The organism is Pseudomonas sp. LBUM1651, from assembly GCF_059716135.1.
Genome location: NZ_CP166805.1, coordinates 674452 through 692162 on the forward strand (window position 1 = coordinate 674452; position 17711 = coordinate 692162).

Sequence of the window (17711 nt, forward strand, 5' to 3'; positions counted from 1 at the left end):
CTTTGAGGGTAGGGGTTTTTACCTTTTTATATAGGTCGAATTCTCGGTTTATTTGCGATAGATGCTGAAGTGTGCGCGTTCATTTGGTTTTGAATGCGTATTGAGTTGTTTGTATTATTTTGAGTTGTTGCGGTTTTGTTGCTGCTTTCTGTTTGTTTTGGTGTTTCTGATTATTTATGGTGTTGAAAGTGTTAGTTGAGTGCGATAAGTTTTAGCGAGTGGCCTGGTTCGGGTCGCTCTATATTTAAATTAAATGGATTTTCAAATGAATAAAATGAATGAAGTTGAATTGAGTGCCTATTTCGATCAGTGCCTTGAAGAGTGCCAGGCTAAATTAAAGCTGATCGGTCCAAAGATTCAGTCGCGTTCGGCAGCGGTCGTGCAGTTACCCATTGATCGGGATGAATTGAATGCTGCGATCATGGGCAGCGGTATCGTTGGCTTTCTGGAGGGGATGTCACGGCGTAACAAGCGCATCGTAAAAAATACATACGCTTATGCCGATATTGCCTCAAGGCTGCTGTTTCCAAATAAAGTTGATAAAGTCGCCCGTTACGAAGCCTTCAAGAAATTGATGTTCGCCATGGGCTGGACCGAATACCACAGTGCCTTTACTCACTACAGGTCCACTACCTCAAAGTTGACGATGGATAATGTAGCGCTGGATATTGTTTACTCCGCTGTCGGTGGCGTGGCGGGCCCCGCTGGGAGTGCATTGAAAGTTGTAGCGGAAAAAACCATCGAGGCGCTAAAGAAACAGCCCGATGCGGTCAAACTGTTCGAACGTCATGCCATTGAAGCCAGTGGCGCAAACTTTGGTGTTTCCGTTTGCAAGCAGGACGATGAAGCTGAAGTCACGATGGCGGTAGGCACGGTGCGCTACGACACATCGGCCAACAATACAAAAGTTATTTTTGTCGAATGGAACAGTTCTGATGTCGAGATCTATCGAGGCAAAGCACTCTTTACCATTCACGAAGAGGACTTGAGGAAAGAAGCTGAGGCCATCAAGTTCCTCGACGCTCTCAGAGAAGCTGTGTTCATGGAGTTTTCGCCGGTTTAAATCATGTCGGTTGCCAGAGGCTTCACGCCTCTGGCTTCTGGTCATCGCTGCCGTCAGGGCACCAGATAACCCTTCACCCCTGTGAAAATGATCTGTGCAGCCAGTGCACACACAAACAACCCCATCAACCGGCTGACAATCTGCAGCCCCTGGTCGCCAAGAATCCGTTCGATGCGGTTCGACAGATAAAGCACCACACCCACCGTGAAACTGGCCAGGGCAATGCTGAGGATGGCGGTGAGTTTGTCGTCCCAGTGCGGCTGGCTCACACCCATCACCAGCAACGCACCGATGGTGCCGGGGCCGACCGTCAGAGGGATGGTCAGCGGCACAATGGTGACGTCCTGCTGCACGTTGTCGGTCTGGACCGCTGACTTGCCTTGCGCCATGCCGAGCGCCGAGATGAACAGCACGCTGCCGGCGCCGATGCGGAACGCGTCCACCGTGATGCCGAACACGTTGAAAATGACCCGCCCGAACAGGTACAGCAAGACGCTGGACACCAGCGTGGCTGTCGCCACTTTCCACGCCAGCCGACGTTGTTCCTTGCGTGAATAACCGCGGGTCAGGCTGATGAAGCAGGACAACACGAAGAACGGGCTATAGAGCACCAGCATCTTCAGGTAAACGCTGAACAACACATGGAGCATGGGGCAAGCTCACTGGCGAGGGAAGTCGTGGGGGAGTCTATCAGGCGTCGCCGGGTCTGTCGGCTCAGGACGTTTGAGCCGTCGCCCGGTTCTGTTGATCGCGCTGGGCTACCCAATGCTCGATCAGTTCGCGCAACTGCGACAGCTCGACCGGCTTGGCCATGTGCCCGTCCATGCCAGCCTGGCGCGCACGCTCTTTATGTTCGGCGAGGATGTGTGCGGTCAACGCCACGACCGGGGTGCGAATCCGCTGGTTGCCGACTTCCCAGGCACGCAATTGCTGGGTGGCCGAGAACCCGTCGAGGATCGGCATTTCGCAATCCATCAGTACCAGGTCGTAACGCAGGGCCTTCATTGCCTGCAAGGCTTCTTCGCCATTGCTGGCGGTGTCCGGTTGCAGGTTGAGTTTGCCCAGCATGCCGCGAATCACCTTGGTCGAAATGCTGTTGTCTTCGGCGACCAGAATGCGGAAATCGCTGGGCACCTTGACCGGCAGGGTCGGGCCCGTGGGCAGGTGCGGCGAAACGGCGAGGCCCTTGTTGCGCTGGTTCAGTTCATCCGCCAGCGTGGTCTTGAGGGTGTAGCCGGCCACCGGTTTGGCGAGGATGCGCTTGATCCCGGAGTTGCGCGCGATGATCTTGCTCGGCGCATTGCTGATGCCGGTGAGCATGATCAGCAGGATGTCGTGGTTGAGGCTCGGGTCTTCCTTGATCTTGGCCGCCAGTTGCATGCCGGTCATGCCGGGCATGTTCTGGTCGAGCAGGACCACGTCGAAGTAATCGCGCAGGTGCGCCTTGGTACGCAGTAGCGCCAACGCCTCCTTGCCGGACGGTACCGCGCTGACATTCAGCCCCCAGGCGCTGCACTGTTGCACCAGCACTTTGCGGCAGGTGTCGTTGTCGTCCACCACCAGCACCCGCGCACCCTGCAGCGGGCCGTCGAGGTCGGAGGTCGGGTGTTCGAGGCGGTCAGGGTCCAGGGGCAAGGTCAGCCACAAGGTGCTGCCCTGGTTGGCGCCGCTTTTGACGCCGAATTCGCCTTGCATCAAACGAATCAACTGGCGGGCAATCACCAGCCCGAGGTTGCCGCCCAGTCGCGTCGCCGAGAGGTAGTTCTTGCTGTGCAGTTCGGCGTGCATCAGCGCGTCGCGCTCTTCGGCGTCCATCGGTTCGCCGCTGTCCTGCACGGCAATGCGCAGTCGTGGTTTGGCGCTGCGTTCATCGAGGGCGACGACGATCAGGATCTCGCCTTCGTCGGTTTTCTTCAGGGCGTTTTCCAGCAGGCTCAACAAGGTCTGGCGCAGTCGCGTCGGGTCACCGCTGATGACACGCGGCACTTGCGGCTGGATAAAGCTGATCAGTTCGACGTTCTGCTGTTCGGCCTTGGCGCGGAAGATGCTCAGGCAATCTTCGATCAGCGCATTGAGATCGAACTGCACATCGTCCAGCTCGATTTGCCCGGATTCGAGTTTGGAGATGTCGAGAATCTCGTTGATCAGGGTCAGCAGTTCGTTGCCGGCGCTGTGGATGGTTTGCACGTAGTCGCGCTGCTTGACCGACAGCGGTGTGCCCAGCAGCAGCTCGGTCATGCCCAGCACGCCATTCATCGGAGTACGGATTTCGTGGCTGATTTTCGCCAGGAATTCGGCCTTGGCGTTGATCTCTGCGTTGCTGGCGGCGAGGTCGCGGCTGACACTGAAACGGTCTTCAGTGATGCTGCGCTGGCGTTCACTCAGGGCAATACTCATCAACAGGCCGCTGATGCAGATGAAAACCAGCAGGGCGATGATCAGGCCTTGCGGTTCAATCAGCGTCAGCCCCAGCAGGGCCGGCAGGATGATCAGCGTGCCGGCGTTGAACACCACCATGGCTGCCACGAACAGCCGTGCCGGGCGATAGCCTTTTTGCCAGTGCCAGGCGCTGACGAACAACATCGTCAGGCCCGCCAGGGCGACCAGCGTGTAGGTGATGATGTTCAGCGGCAGCGTATTGACGAACAGCAACAGCAGGCCGCAGACGGTGATGAGAAGGATTTCGCCGAGCAGCAGTTTGTTCAGCGGATGCGGGCCGAGCGGGGCGAAGAAGCGGTAGGCAAGCATCAGCCCGCACGGTGCGGTGAGCAGCAAGGCGAGGTAGGCGCCCGGTGTCTGCACCGAATGCCAGTCCGGTAACCACGGTCCCGCGAGGTTCAGCAGCAGCGCCAGGCTGAACATCAGCAACGCTTCACAGCCCGCCAGCCACAGGCTGCTGCGCGACCGGGTGTAGGCGTATCGAATCAGGTTGTGCAGGACCAGCATGCCGATGCAGCCGAACAGCAGGCCATAAATCAGCGTCTGACTCTGATTGGCCGCGGTCATGATTGCTGATTGCAGGGTGATGTAGGGCCGCATCTGGTGTTCGGAAACCAGGCGCAGGTAAACATCGAGGGGTTTGTCGCTTTGCGGCAACGGCAACATGAAGTCGCTGTTGGGTAATGGCCGTTCACCCTGGGGCTGTTCGGTGCCGGTGTTCAACTGATCAATCAGCTTGTCGCCGTCCAGCACATACAGATTGAGGTGTGACAGGTCGGGTGCAAACACCCGCAGTAATTGCTCGTGCTTGCCAGGTGAAAGCCTGAAGCGCAGCCAGAGCGCACCGCCGGGCTCGGCCGCGGTGAGGCGTTCGAGTTCGGTGGGGCTGAATTGGTTGGTGTAGCGAGCGGAACGGATGTCGCTCAGTTGCAGGTCGCCCTGTTCGTCGAGCAATACCGCCCAACCACTGCCTTGCGCGGCCTGGGCCGGGAGCATGCAGAGCAACGTCAGCAAGGTGACTGTGAAACTTATGGCAATCCTGAGCCAGCGCACGGCGAAATCCCTTCGTAGGTTGATGCCAGAATATAACTATGCGCGGCGCCGGAATAGTCCGGCAAGGGGCTGAAACCCTTGCCCGACCGAATGGATCGATTATTCCTGATTTTCGCCACGCTCGCGGGCAATGGCGCGGTAGCCAATGTCCTTGCGATAGAAACAGCCTTCCCAGTCAATTTTCGCCGCCAGCCTGTAAGCCTGCTGCTGAGCAGCGTCGACGCTGGCGCCCATGGCGGTAGCGCAAAGCACACGACCACCGGCCGTCACCACTTGACCGTCTTTCAGTGCCGTACCGGCGTGGAAGACTTTGCCTTCCAGCGCGGCCGCTGCATCCAGACCGTTGATGGCGACGCCTTTAGCGTAGTCGCCAGGATAACCGCCTGCCGCCAGCACAATGCCGACGCTCGGACGTGGATCCCACTGGGCTTCGACCTTGTCCAGAGCTTGCGCCAGGGCGGCTTCGACCAGCAACACCAGGCTCGACTGCAAACGCAGCATAACCGGTTGGGTCTCAGGGTCGCCGAAGCGGCAGTTGAATTCGATGACTTTTGGGTTACCAGCCTTGTCGATCATCAAGCCAGCATAGAGGAAACCGGTGTAAACGTTGCCTTCTTCGGCCATGCCGCGCACGGTTGGCCAGATCACCAGGTCCATGACGCGCTTGTGCACTTCGCTGGTCACAACCGGTGCCGGGGAGTAAGCGCCCATGCCGCCGGTGTTCGGACCGGTATCGCCGTCGCCAACACGTTTGTGGTCCTGGCTGGTGGCCATCGGCAATACGTTCTTGCCGTCAACCATGACGATGAAGCTGGCTTCTTCGCCGTCCAGGAACTCTTCGATGACCACGCGCGAGCCGGCGTCGCCGAACGCGTTGCCGGCGAGCATGTCGCGCACGGCGTCTTCGGCTTCGGCCAGTGTCATGGCAACGATCACGCCTTTACCGGCGGCCAGGCCGTCGGCCTTGATCACGATCGGTGCGCCTTTTTCACGCAGATAAGCCAGGGCTGGCTCGATTTCGGTGAAGTTCTGGTAGTCGGCTGTCGGAATCTTGTGACGTGCCAGGAAATCCTTGGTGAACGCTTTCGAGCCTTCCAGCTGGGCAGCGCCCGCGGTCGGACCGAAGCAATCCAGGCCACGGGAACGGAACAGATCAACGACGCCCGCCACCAGTGGCACTTCCGGGCCGACGATGGTCAGGGAAACGTTCTTCTCGGCGAAGTCGGCCAACTGTTCGAGGGCCAGCACATCGATAGCGACGTTTTCGCACTTGGCTTCAATGGCGGTGCCAGCGTTGCCGGGAGCCACGAACACCTTCTGCACGCGCGGATCCTGAGCCACTTTCCAGGCCAGGGCGTGTTCACGGCCACCGCTGCCAATGATCAAAACATTCATTTCAGAAACCTCGGATGACGCTAATTCTGTTGAGCGCCGTAGGGGCGCTTTTCTGTGGGAGCTGGCCTGCCGGCGATGCAAACAACTCGGTTTATCAGCTAAACCGAGGGGATGCTATCGCTGGCAGGCCAGCTCCCACAGTTGATCGTTGTGCTTAGTGACGGAAGTGGCGCATGCCAGTAAAGACCATGGCAATGCCCGCTTCATCAGCGGCAGCAATCACTTCGTTGTCACGCATCGAGCCACCTGGCTGGATCACCGCCGTGATGCCGACCTTGGCCGCATTGTCCAGACCGTCGCGGAACGGGAAGAATGCATCGGAAGCCATGACCGAGCCGGCGACCTGCAAACCGGCGTGTTCTGCCTTGATCGCAGCGATACGGGCAGAGTTCACGCGGCTCATCTGGCCGGCGCCGACACCGATGGTCTGACGGTTCTTGGCGTAGACGATGGCGTTGGATTTAACGTACTTGGCGACTTTCCAGGCGAAGATCAGGTCGTGGATTTCCTGTTCGGTCGGTGCACGCTTGGTCACGACTTTCAGGTCATCGGCGCCGATCATGCCGATGTCGCGGCTCTGCACCAGCAGGCCGCCGTTGACGCGTTTGTAGTCCCAGGCAGCGGCGCGGTCAGCCGACCACTCGCCGCAGGCCAGCAGGCGCACATTGGCTTTGGCTGCGACGATGGCGCGGGCTTCTTCGCTGACGCTTGGGGCGATGATCACTTCGACGAACTGACGCTCGACGATGGCCTTGGCGGTTTCAGCATCTAGCTCGCGGTTGAAGGCGATGATGCCGCCGAATGCGGATTCGGTGTCGGTGGCGTAGGCCAGTTCGTATGCCTGACGGATGCCGCCTTCGGCGTCCGGGCTCACGGCAACGCCGCACGGGTTGGCGTGCTTGACGATCACGCAGGCCGGCTTGACGAAGCTCTTCACGCATTCCAGCGCGGCGTCGGTGTCGGCCACGTTGTTGTACGACAGTTCCTTGCCTTGCAGTTGGGTCGCGGTGGCGATGCCGACTTCGGCAGGCTTGGCTTCCACGTAGAACGCCGCGCTCTGGTGCGGGTTCTCGCCGTAGCGCATTTCCTGAGCCTTGATGAACTGGCTGTTGAAGGTGCGCGGGAATTCGCTGCGACCTTCGGTGCTGAGGGTGTCAGCGGCCTGGTTCACGGTGCCCATGTAGTTGGCGATCATGCCGTCGTAGGCGGCGGTGTGTTCGAAGGCCTTGAGCATCAGGTCGAAACGCTGAGCGTAGGTCAGGCCGCCGGCCTTCAGGCCTTCGAGGACGCTGGCGTAGTCGCTGGCATTCACCACGATGGCCACGTCTTTATGGTTTTTTGCTGCCGAACGGACCATGGTCGGGCCGCCGATGTCGATGTTTTCGATCGCGGTCGGCAGGTCGCAGCCTGGCTTGTTGATGGTGGCTTCGAACGGGTACAGGTTGACTGCAACCAGATCGATCGGCTTGATGCCGTGCTCGTTCATGATGGCGTCGTCGATACCGCGACGACCGAGGATCCCGCCGTGGATTTTCGGGTGCAGGGTTTTCACCCGACCGTCCATCATTTCTGCGAAACCGGTGTAATCCGCGACTTCCACTGCGGCAACACCGTTGTCGCGCAGCAGCTTGAACGTTCCGCCGGTGGAGAGGATCTCGACGCCCAGGGCTTCAAGCTCTTTGGCGAATTCGAGGATCCCGGTCTTGTCGGAAACGCTGATCAAGGCGCGGCGGATCGGCAGGCGGGTAGTCTGGTCGGTCATTTCAATTTCCATCAAAAGCAAAGGAGTCAGCAAAAAAGGCGACCGTTTTTACGCGGGCGCCTTTCTGGTTTGATTGAATGCTTACAGCAAATCGTACTGCTTGAGTTTCTTGCGCAGGGTGCCTCGGTTCAGTCCGAGCAGCTCGCTGGCCTTGGTCTGGTTGCCCTTGACGTAGTTCATCACGCACTCGAGCAGGGGCGCCTCGACTTCGGAGAGCACCAGGTTGTACACATCCGTGACGGCAGCGCCCTCAAGGTGGGCGAAATAATTGTGCAGCGCCTTCTCGACACTCCCGCGAAGGGTCTGACCTTCTTCGCTCGGCGTGTTGAGGTGCTGTTTCAAATTCACGTTGTCGCTCACGGGTGTTGTTCCACTCACTAAAGTCTCGGTCATCATCGTCATGCGGCCACCTCTTCTCCGTCCCCTGTCAGGCTCTTGTAACGTTCGGCGAAGAAGCCCTGAACGTTGGCGCATTGTGCTTCCGTATCTTCCAAACGATTGAAGTGGGCGCGGAACTCCCTGGCGCCCGGCAGGGTTGCGAGATACCAGCCCACATGCTTTCGAGCAATGCGTACGCCCATGACATCTCCATAGAAGACGTGCAGCGCAGCCAGATGCTCTAGCAGAATGCGTTCCACCTCGATCAGTTCCAGCGCCGGGAGTTTCTCGCCGGTACGCAGGAAATGGTCGATCTCGCGAAAAATCCATGGCCGCCCCTGGGCAGCCCGTCCAACCAGCAATCCATCGGCACCGGTCGCCTCGAGCACGTATCGGGCCTTCTCCGGTGAATCGATGTCGCCATTGGCGAAGACCGGCATCGACACCGCCTGCTTGATCGCGGCAATGGTGTCGTACTCGGCTTCACCGGTGTACAGGTCGGCACGGGTGCGGCCATGGACCGCCAACGCCGTAATGCCTGCCTGCTCGGCGATCTTCGCCACCGTCAGACCATTCTTGTTGTCCCGGTCCCAGCCGGTACGGATCTTCAAGGTGACCGGCACATCAACCGCAGCCACTACGGCCTGCAGAATCTCGGTCACCAATGCCTCATCTTTCAACAGGGCGGAACCGGCGGCCTTGTTGCAGACCTTCTTCGCCGGACAGCCCATGTTGATGTCAATAATCTGTGCGCCCAGTTCGACGTTGGCCCGGGCCGCATCCGCCAGCATCTGTGCATCACCCCCGGCGATCTGGACCGAGCGTGGCTCGGGATCACCTTCGTGGATCATGCGCATCCGCGATTTGCGGGTGTTCCACAAGCTCATGTCGCTGGTGACCATTTCCGAGACTACAAGCCCTGCGCCCAGTCGCTTGCACAGCTGACGAAAGGGCTGGTCGGTGACACCCGCCATGGGGGCGAGAATCAAGCCGTTGTGCAATGTGTATGGACCGATGCGTACCGCCGACATAGGACTTTCCAGTTGTGGGGCCGGATCATGAGAGTTCGAAAAAGGGTTGGCATGATACCCGCTCTCGATGACTGGATAAAGGCTGAATTGAACAAAATCTGAACAGTTATTCTGTTATCGCCAGCAGTTTGGTATGAGCGGTCGCTGTCAGAAATGTGCCGTCAAACCCGTAGCACTGAACCGTTTCACTCAGGCGAGTGGAAGCTCAGGCTGTAGTTCACGGCTTTGGCGCCTGGGTCGAGGATATCCAGGGCGATGTGGATCGGCGTTTGCGGCGGCATTTCCGCCATGCCTTCGAGGTCGCCGTTGAGGTACTCGCCGGGTTTGAAGCGACGGCTGGCGATCAGGTGGCCGTTGAGGTCGGCAAAGCGCAATTCCAGCAGCGGGAAGGGCTGGGAGAACGGCGCGCGGTTGTAGATGATCGCGTCGACCACCAGCGCGCCATTGAAATCCGGGTGGCTGCGCACCACCAGGTTGCTGCTCTTGATTTTCGCGATGTCGACTTTGGACGGCACGGTGCAGCCGATTTGTGGGCACAACTGCTGGAACCACGGGCGGTACTGATCCTGACGCGCCAGTTCGTCGAAGTGGTAGGCGATGTACTGGCCGACGAGAGCGCCTGCACCGAGCAGAATTAGCAGCAACCAGAGAAAGCGTCGACCCCAGGGTGATCGGCGTTTCTGCCAATCGAGTTGCAGCGGGTCGTCGGTCAGGTCTTGGAGAACCTCGGCACGCATCGCCGGCTCGCTGCGTTCGCGACGCTTGCGCAAGGGTTCGATCGAGGGCAGGTCGTCGTCGAACTTGTCAATGGTGTCGGCCGCTGACAGGCGTTCGTGATGAAGCGGGGCGTCGAGTGGGTCGTTCAGGCGCAGTTGCGGTGGCTCTTTGTCGTCCAGGTCTACCGATTCCAGGGACAGCGAAGGTTCGGTGCGCGAGAGTATGCCCGTCTCGATCATCGGTTCAGGTGTGACAGTGGTTTCGGCCGCCTGCGCGCGATCGGCGGCCGATTCGCTGAACAGGCTGTCGGACCAAGGCTCTTCATCGGGCTCGGCGCTATCGCGGCGAGCGCTCAGGTTGTCTTCGCGGTGCCGACCGAATTCCGTGGTCGGCTGGATTTCCCGTTGTTCGAGCCGGGCGAGTTCTTCGTCCAGATCCAGGCTGTCCAGGTCCAGTTCAGCGGCAGACCACTGCTTCTGGCTGATGGCCCGTGGTTCTGGCTCGGCTGTCTCGACGATGGCCGGAGCAACCGGCGTGACCGCTTCCTTGCCTGCCTGCTCAAGCAACTGCTTGGCGGCGTTGAACACTTGCAGGCACGAGCCGCAACGAACCACCCCACGGGCCACGCTCAATTGAGCATGGCTGACGCGGAAGCTGGTTTGGCAATGCGGGCACTGAGTGACGAAGCTGTCGGTCATGCGGCGATCCGGATTATGCAGGCGCTCATTCTAGCGCCGACGGCCAGTGATGCGCACCCAGCCATCGCGATTGGCGATCGGGTCCAGATCGAAGTCCTGGGCGTAGGCGTTGGCAACCTCGTCGCCTTGTTCGGCAAGAATGCCCGACAGAGCCAGACGGCCACCCGGCTTGACCAGGCTGGACAGTTGCGGCGCCAGGGACACCAGCGGGCCGGCGAGAATGTTGGCCACCAGCACGTCCGCCTGAACCTGCGGCAGGTCCTCCGGCAGATACAGCGGGAACAGGTCTTCGGCGATGTTGTTGCGCCCGGCGTTGTCGCGAGAGGCTTCCAGCGCCTGCACGTCGATGTCGGTGCCGACGGCTTGTTTGGCACCCAGCAGCAGGGCGGCAATCGCCAGGATCCCCGAACCGCAACCGAAGTCCAGCACGTTGCAGTCTTTCAGGTCCTGACCGTCGAGCCATTCCAGGCACAGCGCGGTGGTCGGGTGCGTGCCGGTGCCGAATGCGAGGCCCGGATCCAGCAGAATGTTCACGGCGTCGGGTTCAGGGGCAGCGTGCCAGCTTGGAACGATCCACAGGCGTTGACCGAAGCGCATGGGCTGGAAATCGTCCATCCAGGTGCGTTCCCAGTCCTGGTCTTCGATGACTTCGCTGTGATGCTCGGGCAGCGGGCTGCCGGTCAGCAGCTCCAGATGCGCCAGTACGCTGGCAGCTTCGGTGCCACCTTCGAACAGGGCCAGCAGGTGAGTGTGCGACCACAGCGGCGTGGTGTTGAGTTCCGGCTCGAAGATCGGCTGATCTTCGGCGTCCATGAAGGTCACCGACACGGCGCCCACTTCAAGGAAAGCGTCTTCGTAGGTTTCGGCTTGTTCTGGGCTGATGGCGAGACGGACTTGCAGCCAAGGCATGGCGGGCACCTTTGAAAAGTATTGATTGCAGCCTAGCGGGCTGCGAGAAGCGCGCAAGTTTACGCGAGCGCGACGCAGAAGACGACCGGGTAGGCTGGGGCCAGGCGAAAACGGATGACCTGTGGCGAGGGAGCTTGCTCCCGCTGGAGCGCGAAGCGGTCCCAAAATGGCAAAGTCGGATCTGTCTGATACAACCTTGTTGAATGGTTTTGCGGTTGCTGCGCAACCGAGCGGGAGCAAGCTCCCTCGCCACAAGGGTTTTGTGTTCAGCAATCTCCAGAAACAACAAAGCCGCTCGAAAGCGGCTTTTTTGATCTGCTCACACCTTAATGCTGATTCCTTGCATTATTGGGCTTTGAGCCATTGCAGACCTTTGTTCGTCAGGCGATAGCGTTGCAGGCGGCTGTTGGGTTGTTCGGGTAGCGTCATTTCAAGGGCTCCGGCATCGATAGCCGGCAGTATGTAAGCCTTGCGGAAGTGGTCGGCGTTTTTCAGGTTCATGGAGGTCTGAAGTTGTTGCCTGCTCATGTCGCCATCAATGACCTTCAGCAGCGAAGCGACTTCCATGGTGACTTCCATGGTCGTTGCATCAGAGCTCTGCGATTGGGGGTGTGCGGGCAGTCGCACGACATACGAAATCCGCTCGTCGTCGGTTTCAAATAGCGGCGCGGGCGAACCATTGGCAGCCATGACCTTGAGAATTTTTGGGATCCCGGTCGAGCGGCCTTCGGTCAGGTCCAGTTCTTTCAAGAATTCCCCAATTCGTCGGTTGCGGTAGCGGCGGCTCACGGCGCGACCGGCTCGCAGGTCTTCCATGCGGATTGAGCGGTCGGGGCCCGGGAAGCTCAAAATCACCAGCTCTTCCTGGCTGATGCGGACCTCGATCGGTTCGCGCTCCTCATAGGAGCGGTGATACACGGCGTTGACCAACGCCTCTTCAATCGCCGCGTAAGGGAAGTTCCAGATCCTTGTTGCCTCGGCCCGGTCTGGGTGTTTGATAACCGTTTGATGCAAGTAGTTACGCTGGATGTAGGCCAGAGCCTCGCGAGTCATATTTGCCAGAGGGCCTTTAAAGATTTTTTCGTCAAAGCGGTCGCCACCAGGACCTTCGGGAAACCACAGCACGTCAATCTGCGTACCGGGAAAGAATTGTTCTGGCGTGTTGCTGAAGAGCATCAGGCCCACATTCTTGGGCCACGGCGATTCGGCTGGGCCACCCACGACGTTCATTTTCGATAGTCAGGTTGTCAGCATCTTCTGCCAGGGCGCTGCCAATCTCTTGCAGGAAGTTTTGCATCAGTGGTTTGGACAGGTCGATGACACGGGCTCCCAGATGGAAGCGATCATCGAAAGGTACCTTGGCAGCAAGACTCAAGAGCTCCTGTTCGGTTTCACCCTTGGCTTCCACTGTGCTGCTGTAGCGGCGGATGTAGTAATGCAGGCTCCGATGGTTGGCTGTCACCGCTGCCGGGGCTTTATATGGGCGATTTTGCCCGCCCGGTGCCCACAGTACGATCAGCTTGCGACCTTCGAACTTTTCCACGCTCAGCACGGGAAAGGCTGGCTGAACTGGATTGGCAAGCCGCCAGCAGTTCGAGCTGAATCCTGTCGAGCTCCTGATCGGCAAGGCCTCGCGGAGGAAAGATTGGCTGACCGTTGGGATCGCAATCCTGCCCAATCACCACATAACCACCGCCCAGGTTTTCAAAGTCGTTGGCGAAGGCGCAGAGCGTGCGAATGATCGGGTCAGGGTTCCAGCCCGTTTTGTATTCGATCCGCTCGCCCTCGACTGTTCGCTGGCGCAGGAGGTCGTTGAGATTGATGGGTAGCTTTTCAGGCATGGGCGGGCTCTGGTTCGTCGGCGTTGCGCTGATTAGAGGGCGATTATAGCCAGCCCGGATAGGCCAGTGACTGTCAGATAAACCCCAGCGGGAATGGATGAAACCTTCAGAAACAACAAAGCCGCTCGAAAGCGGCTTTGTTGATCCGGATTACAGACTAGTGCTTGTCGCCAGCCAGCTTGTGTTCCAGGTAGTGGATGTTGACTCCACCTTTGCAGAAGCCTTCATCGCGGGTAAGGTCGCGGTGCAGCGGGATGTTGGTCTTGATCCCGTCGACCACGATTTCGTCCAGCGCATTGCGCATGCGCGCCATGGCTTCGTCACGGGTTGCGCCGTAGGTGATCAGCTTGCCAATCAACGAATCGTAGTTCGGCGGAACGGCATAACCGCTGTACAGGTGCGAATCGACGCGAACGCCGTTGCCGCCTGGAGCGTGGAAATGCTTGACCGTACCTGGGCTCGGCATGAAGGTTTTCGGGTCTTCGGCATTGATCCGGCATTCCAGCGCGTGGCCGCGGATAACGACGTCTTCCTGGGTGTACGACAATTTGTTGCCAGCGGCGATGCTGAGCATCTCCTTGACGATGTCGATGCCGGTGACCATTTCCGAAACCGGGTGCTCAACCTGAACGCGGGTGTTCATTTCGATGAAATAGAACGCGCCGTTCTCGTACAGGAACTCGAAAGTGCCCGCGCCACGGTAGTTGATGTCGATGCAGGCTTTAACGCAGCGTGCGAGGACTTCAGCCCGTGCTTTCTCGTCGATGCCCGGTGCCGGCGCTTCTTCGAGAACCTTCTGGTGACGACGTTGCAGCGAGCAATCGCGGTCGCCCAGATGGATGGCGTGGCCCTGGCCGTCGGAAAGTACCTGAACTTCCACGTGACGTGGGTTGGTCAGGAATTTTTCCAGGTAGACCATCGGGTTGCCGAACGCCGCGCCAGCTTCGGAGCGGGTCAGTTTCGCCGAGGAGATCAGGTCTTCTTCTTTATGCACAACGCGCATGCCGCGACCACCACCGCCGCCAGCGGCTTTGATGATCACCGGGTAACCGACTTCGCGACCGATGCGCAGAGCGGTTTCTTCGTCTTCCGGCAGCGGGCCGTCGGAACCCGGAACGGTTGGAACGCCGGCCGCGATCATGGCGTGCTTGGCCGAAACCTTGTCGCCCATCAGGCGAATGGTATCGGCTTTCGGGCCAATGAAGGCGAAGCCGGAGTTCTCGACCTGCTCAGCGAAATCAGCGTTTTCCGCAAGGAAACCGTAGCCTGGGTGAATGGCGGTGGCGCCGGTCACTTCAGCCGCGGCGATGATGGCCGGGATGTGCAGGTAAGAGTGGGCGGCCGAGGCCGGACCGATGCAGACGGATTCGTCTGCCAGGCCCAGGTGCATCAGCTCTTTGTCGGCCTTGGAGTAAACGGCGACGGTCTTGATGCCCATCTCTTTGCAGGCACGCAGAATCCGCAGTGCGATCTCACCGCGGTTGGCGATCAGAACTTTTTCCAACTTCGCAGTCATCAAAGTTTCTCCGCGGTTCAAACGATGGTGAACAGCGGTTGGTCGTACTCAACCGGCTGGCCGTCTTCGACGAGGATGGATTCGATCACACCGCTGGTTTCAGCTTCGATGTGGTTCATCATCTTCATGGCTTCGACGATGCACAGGGTGTCGCCTTTCTTCACGGTCTGGCCGACTTCAACGAAGGACGGCGAGCTTGGGGAAGACTTGCGATAGAAGGTGCCGACCATCGGCGAACGGGCAACGGTGCCGTTCAGGACAGGGGCGGCTGGAGCAGCTGGAGCGGCAGCGGCGGCAACCGGAGCAGCAGCGACAGGCGCTGGAGCCGGAGCGTGCATTGGAGCCGGTGCGTAGTACTGCTGAGCCGGGGTCTTGCTATGGCGGCTGATGCGTACGGACTCTTCGCCTTCCTTGATCTCGAGCTCGTCGATGCCGGACTCTTCCAGCAATTCGATCAGTTTCTTAACTTTACGGATATCCATGAATCATCAACTCCCAAGGGTCGGTCAGGGGCGTTACGCTTGTTGTTCAAGCTGTTGCCGGTCTTTCAAGCTGCTCTAGGGCGGCCTCCAGGGCCAGTCGATAACCGCTGGCGCCAAGGCCGCAGATCACTCCCACCGCAACGTCGGAGAAGTAAGAGTGATGGCGGAAAGGTTCGCGTTTGTGCACGTTAGACAAATGCACTTCGATGAATGGGATGCTCACCGCCAGCAGCGCGTCACGTAATGCGACACTTGTGTGCGTAAAAGCTGCTGGGTTGATCAGAATGAAGTCCACACCTTCGCTGCGGGCAGCGTGGATGCGGTCGATCAATTCGTACTCGGCGTTGCTTTGCAGGTGCAGCAAATGATGGCCGGCTTCACGAGCGCGGCGTTCCAGGTCCTGGTTGATCTGCGCCAGTGTCGTAGCGCCATAGGTGCCCGGTTCGCGGGTGCCGAGCATGTTCAGGTTGGGGCCGTGCAGAACCAATAGCGTCGCCATCTGCTGTTCCTTGTTATCCGTGTGCATTTGTCAGAACCCGGCGACTATGCCGCAAAGCCTTTGTGACTGTCCAGTTCTATGCAATAGCCAGCACGATGGCCGATGTTTGCGCGAAATATGTGACCGGGTGATTAAATCCGGTCATTTGCTTTAGCGACACGTTCGGCGAAGTCCTCAGCGTTGATCTCGCCGATCACACGCACATCGGTGCGTTCAACGCCGTCCTTGCCGAAAAACATCAGCGCCGGTGGGCCGAACAGTTTGTAGCGGTCGAGCAGCGCACGTTGTTCGGCGTTGCTGTCGGTGATGTCGAAGCGGATCAGCCGATAGCCCTTGAGGCGTTCGACGACGCGGGTGTTGTTGAGCACTTCGTGCTCGATGACTTTGCAGCTGATGCACCAGTCGGCGTACCAGTCGAGCAGCAGTGGGGTGCTGGACGATCTGGCCTCGGCGAGAACGCGATCCAGCTCGGCCGGGGTGGTGATGGTTTGCCAGTCGCTAGTGGATTGCGGCTGCTCGTTGCCGCTAACGATGCGCGGCTGTCCGATTGGATTGAGCGGATCAGTCTGGCCACTGAAGGCGCCGTACCAACACGCCAGCGCATAAAACAGCAGGAACATTCCGAGCAACTGGCCCACACGTTTTCGCGGAGGTTTGTAGACGAACTCCAGCGCGCCCATGAACAAACCGACGCCACCGGCCAGCAAGCCGATCAGCAGCAAGGTGATCTGACCCGGCAAAACCCGACTGAGCAGACCGATCGCCAGCCCCAGCAACAAAACGCCAATCGCGTTTTTCACGTAGACCAGCCACGGCCCGCTTTTCGGTAGCCAGGCTGCACCGCCGGTGGCCACCAACAATAGCGGGGCGCCCATGCCGAGGCCGAGCATGAACAACTTCAGCCCGCCGCCCAGCGCATCGCCACTGGCGCTGATGTACAGCAACGCGCCGGCCAGCGGTGCCGAGACGCAGGGCGAAACCAACAGACTGGAAACCACGCCCAGCACCGCCGCACCCCACAACGAGCCGCCTTTGGTGCGACCTGCGATGCGGTCCAGTCGGCTGCTAATCGCCTGCGGCAACTTGAGTTCGAAGACGCCGAACATCGCCAGGGCAAACACGGCAAAAAACATCGCGAACGGCACCAGCACCCATGCCGATTGCAGCCGCGCCTGAAGGTTGAGCTGCGCGCCAAACATCCCCATCAACGCACCGAGCAGAGCGAAGCAGGCGGCCATCGGCAGCACATACGCGAGAGACAGATTGAAGCCGCGCAAGCCACCGACCTGGCCGCGCAACACCACGCCGGACAGGATCGGCAACATGGGCAACACGCAAGGGGTGAACGTCAGGCCCAGGCCGGCGAGGAAGAACAGCGCCAGCTCCCGCCAGCTCCAACTCGTGGTTGCACCGCTGCTGCCATCGATACTCAGGCGTTCGGTTTCAGGCGGATAACACAGGCCTCTATCGGCACAGCCCTGATAGGTCACGGCGAGGGTAAAGGCGCGTTGATCGGTGCGTGGCAGTTCTACATCGAGAATCCCGTGGTAAACCTCGACATCGCCAAAGTATTCATCATGCTTTTGTTCACCCTTGGGCAATTGCGCCGTGCCGAGCGCGACATCGGCGGGATCGGCGCGAAACTGAAAGCGATGGCGGTAGAGGTAGTAACCCTCGGTGGCGATGAAACGCAGCTTTATCGATTGCGGCGTGCTTTCTACCAGACTGAGCTGAAAGGCTTCGCGCACCGGCAGAAAGTCGGCGCTGTTGTTGATCGAGCCCAGCGTGGCGCTTGGCCGACTCTCCAGCAACCCGTCGGCGTTGGCCGGCAGGGCGAGGACAAAAAGCAGCAGGCAAAGCAAACGGCGCATGACAATCTCGCGTATCGGAGGTGAGGGCATGATAGCGGACAGTGTTGAGGTGTGCCG

General features: G+C 59.4%; 16 protein-coding genes. 1 reads left to right on the top strand and 15 read right to left on the bottom strand.

Annotated elements, in window-relative coordinates; translation table 11 throughout:
* Positions 1-265 precede the first annotated feature (265 nt).
* Positions 266-1063: a hypothetical protein gene (locus ACA066_RS03080; RefSeq protein WP_497698078.1), complete on the top strand. Its 798-nt coding sequence runs from the start codon at positions 266-268 to the stop codon at positions 1061-1063.
* 53 nt (positions 1064-1116) lie between these two features.
* On the opposite strand, the gene ACA066_RS03085 is transcribed toward ACA066_RS03080, so the two are convergent.
* The 15 genes from ACA066_RS03085 to ACA066_RS03155 all read right to left on the bottom strand — a co-directional run bounded on the left by ACA066_RS03085 (position 1117) and on the right by ACA066_RS03155 (position 17654).
* Positions 1117-1713 carry a MarC family protein gene (locus ACA066_RS03085; protein ID WP_017336334.1) on the bottom strand — a complete coding sequence of 199 codons (597 nt, stop codon included), beginning with the start codon at positions 1711-1713 and terminating at the stop codon, positions 1117-1119.
* Between the two features lie 64 nt (positions 1714-1777).
* Positions 1778-4555, bottom strand: a complete 2778-nt coding sequence (locus ACA066_RS03090; protein WP_497698079.1) for a hybrid sensor histidine kinase/response regulator — start codon at positions 4553-4555, stop codon at positions 1778-1780.
* A gap of 99 nt (positions 4556-4654) precedes the next feature.
* The gene (gene purD, locus ACA066_RS03095) at positions 4655-5950 is read right to left on the bottom strand and encodes a phosphoribosylamine--glycine ligase (protein WP_017336336.1); all 1296 of its coding nucleotides are present in this window, start codon (positions 5948-5950) and stop codon (positions 4655-4657) included.
* A gap of 154 nt (positions 5951-6104) precedes the next feature.
* On the bottom strand, positions 6105-7712 hold the full coding sequence (gene purH, locus ACA066_RS03100) for a bifunctional phosphoribosylaminoimidazolecarboxamide formyltransferase/IMP cyclohydrolase (RefSeq protein ID WP_150712352.1): 1608 nt from the start codon (positions 7710-7712) through the stop codon (positions 6105-6107).
* An 81-nt stretch (positions 7713-7793) separates the two neighbouring features.
* The gene (gene fis / locus ACA066_RS03105; protein ID WP_007907419.1) at positions 7794-8114 is read right to left on the bottom strand and encodes a DNA-binding transcriptional regulator Fis; all 321 of its coding nucleotides are present in this window, start codon (positions 8112-8114) and stop codon (positions 7794-7796) included.
* Positions 8111-9121 (bottom strand): tRNA dihydrouridine synthase DusB, encoded by a 1011-nt coding sequence (gene dusB, locus ACA066_RS03110; RefSeq protein WP_497698080.1) that lies wholly within the window; start codon positions 9119-9121, stop codon positions 8111-8113. The genes fis and dusB overlap by 4 nt, the downstream gene beginning before the upstream one ends.
* A 185-nt stretch (positions 9122-9306) precedes the next feature.
* Complete coding sequence (locus ACA066_RS03115; protein WP_497698081.1) at positions 9307-10536, bottom strand: DUF3426 domain-containing protein; 1230 nt, start codon at positions 10534-10536, stop codon at positions 9307-9309.
* Between the two features lie 30 nt (positions 10537-10566).
* Positions 10567-11445 carry a 50S ribosomal protein L11 methyltransferase gene (gene prmA / locus ACA066_RS03120; protein ID WP_497698082.1) on the bottom strand — a complete coding sequence of 293 codons (879 nt, stop codon included), beginning with the start codon at positions 11443-11445 and terminating at the stop codon, positions 10567-10569.
* A gap of 345 nt (positions 11446-11790) precedes the next feature.
* Positions 11791-12621, bottom strand: coding sequence for a Fic family protein (locus ACA066_RS03125; RefSeq protein ID WP_497698083.1), 831 nt, complete (start codon positions 12619-12621; stop codon positions 11791-11793).
* Positions 12572-12988 carry a hypothetical protein gene (locus tag ACA066_RS03130; RefSeq protein ID WP_497698084.1) on the bottom strand — a complete coding sequence of 139 codons (417 nt, stop codon included), beginning with the start codon at positions 12986-12988 and terminating at the stop codon, positions 12572-12574. Before ACA066_RS03130 ends, ACA066_RS03125 begins: the two co-directional genes overlap by 50 nt.
* A complete protein-coding gene (locus ACA066_RS03135; RefSeq protein WP_497698085.1) occupies positions 12921-13286 on the bottom strand; it encodes an AlbA family DNA-binding domain-containing protein in 366 nt (121 codons plus the stop codon). The genes ACA066_RS03130 and ACA066_RS03135 overlap by 68 nt, the downstream gene beginning before the upstream one ends.
* Positions 13287-13443: 157 nt before the next feature.
* Entirely contained in the window at positions 13444-14802 is a 1359-nt protein-coding gene (gene accC, locus ACA066_RS03140) for an acetyl-CoA carboxylase biotin carboxylase subunit (RefSeq protein WP_497698086.1), read from the bottom strand.
* A gap of 17 nt (positions 14803-14819) precedes the next feature.
* Positions 14820-15284, bottom strand: a complete 465-nt coding sequence (accB, locus tag ACA066_RS03145; protein ID WP_007947648.1) for an acetyl-CoA carboxylase biotin carboxyl carrier protein — start codon at positions 15282-15284, stop codon at positions 14820-14822.
* 46 nt (positions 15285-15330) lie between these two features.
* Positions 15331-15783: a type II 3-dehydroquinate dehydratase gene (aroQ, locus tag ACA066_RS03150; protein ID WP_033059577.1), complete on the bottom strand. Its 453-nt coding sequence runs from the start codon at positions 15781-15783 to the stop codon at positions 15331-15333.
* 131 nt (positions 15784-15914) lie between these two features.
* On the bottom strand, positions 15915-17654 hold the full coding sequence (locus ACA066_RS03155; RefSeq protein ID WP_497698087.1) for a protein-disulfide reductase DsbD: 1740 nt from the start codon (positions 17652-17654) through the stop codon (positions 15915-15917).
* Between the last annotated feature and the right edge of the window lie 57 nt (positions 17655-17711).

Excerpts from the sequence above, each read along its gene's own strand:
- ACA066_RS03155 (WP_497698087.1), bottom strand. The coding sequence starts at position 17,654 with ATGCGCCGTTTGCTTTGCCTGCTGCTTTTTGTCCTCGCCCTGCCGGCC.
- ACA066_RS03125 (WP_497698083.1), bottom strand. The coding sequence starts at position 12,621 with ATGCTCTTCAGCAACACGCCAGAACAATTCTTTCCCGGTACGCAGATT.
- fis (WP_007907419.1), bottom strand. The coding sequence starts at position 8,114 with ATGACGATGATGACCGAGACTTTAGTGAGTGGAACAACACCCGTGAGC.
- prmA (WP_497698082.1), bottom strand. The coding sequence starts at position 11,445 with ATGCCTTGGCTGCAAGTCCGTCTCGCCATCAGCCCAGAACAAGCCGAA.
- aroQ (WP_033059577.1), bottom strand. The coding sequence starts at position 15,783 with ATGGCGACGCTATTGGTTCTGCACGGCCCCAACCTGAACATGCTCGGC.
- ACA066_RS03115 (WP_497698081.1), bottom strand. The coding sequence starts at position 10,536 with ATGACCGACAGCTTCGTCACTCAGTGCCCGCATTGCCAAACCAGCTTC.
- dusB (WP_497698080.1), bottom strand. The coding sequence starts at position 9,121 with ATGTCGGCGGTACGCATCGGTCCATACACATTGCACAACGGCTTGATT.
- accC (WP_497698086.1), bottom strand. The coding sequence starts at position 14,802 with ATGACTGCGAAGTTGGAAAAAGTTCTGATCGCCAACCGCGGTGAGATC.
- ACA066_RS03135 (WP_497698085.1), bottom strand. The coding sequence starts at position 13,286 with ATGCCTGAAAAGCTACCCATCAATCTCAACGACCTCCTGCGCCAGCGA.
- purD (WP_017336336.1), bottom strand. The coding sequence starts at position 5,950 with ATGAATGTTTTGATCATTGGCAGCGGTGGCCGTGAACACGCCCTGGCC.
- ACA066_RS03080 (WP_497698078.1), top strand. The coding sequence starts at position 266 with ATGAATAAAATGAATGAAGTTGAATTGAGTGCCTATTTCGATCAGTGC.
- accB (WP_007947648.1), bottom strand. The coding sequence starts at position 15,284 with ATGGATATCCGTAAAGTTAAGAAACTGATCGAATTGCTGGAAGAGTCC.
- ACA066_RS03085 (WP_017336334.1), bottom strand. The coding sequence starts at position 1,713 with ATGCTCCATGTGTTGTTCAGCGTTTACCTGAAGATGCTGGTGCTCTAT.
- purH (WP_150712352.1), bottom strand. The coding sequence starts at position 7,712 with ATGACCGACCAGACTACCCGCCTGCCGATCCGCCGCGCCTTGATCAGC.